Here is a 657-nt window from a genome sequence, read left to right as displayed (position 1 = left end):
AGGGCATCGACTATTTCATGATGCCTTCGATGCGCAGTCTCGGTTTCAATGTCAAATTCCAATTCTAAAGCGCAGAAACTATGAGAAAGATCAATATGAGCTGGCAGTCGGTGTTGCTGTCGGTCGCGCTGCTCGGATTGGCTGCCTGCACCGGTGATTTCGAGGACATCAACCGCAATCCCAATCAGGTTACGGAAGAACAGATGGATGCCCTCAATTACAAGACCGGCACGAAATTCAAGTCGCTGCAGAGTCTTGTGATTCCCGTGCAGGAGCACATGTACCAGTTCAACGAATCGCTTTCGGGCGGGCCGTTCGGCGGTTACATCGGTGCCACGGTCGATACATGGCAGACCAAGTTCGAGACCTATAATCCCTCGGCCGACTGGCGCAAATGGCCTTTCGCCAACGTCATCACCGAGACCTATACCCCCTATAAGGGCATCGTCAACGGCACGGAAGACGAAGTGGCCATCGCTTTCGCCCGCCTGTTGCGAGTGGCCATCATGCACCGTGTGACGGACTCCTACGGTCCGATTCCCTATTCGAAGCTGGAGAGCAACGAGTCGGTCTATGTGGAGTACGATTCGCAGGAGGCGGTCTATACGAAGATGTTCGAGGAGCTGGACGAGGCTATCGAGATACTGGGCCGCAACA

Annotated in this window: 1 protein-coding gene; it reads left to right on the top strand. The window is 54.3% G+C overall.

Annotated elements, in window-relative coordinates; genetic code table 11:
• Positions 1-80 precede the first annotated feature (80 nt).
• On the top strand, positions 81-657 hold a 577-nt coding region (locus QVP03_RS11490), incomplete at its 3' end, for a SusD/RagB family nutrient-binding outer membrane lipoprotein (RefSeq protein WP_288210788.1).

Origin of the sequence: Alistipes sp. CAG:29, assembly GCF_000435435.1 — a bacterium.
Classification (GTDB): domain Bacteria; phylum Bacteroidota; class Bacteroidia; order Bacteroidales; family Rikenellaceae; genus Alistipes; species Alistipes onderdonkii.
The sequence above is the reverse complement of the archived record's forward strand: the minus strand, read 5'-3'. Positions and strand labels throughout refer to the sequence as shown.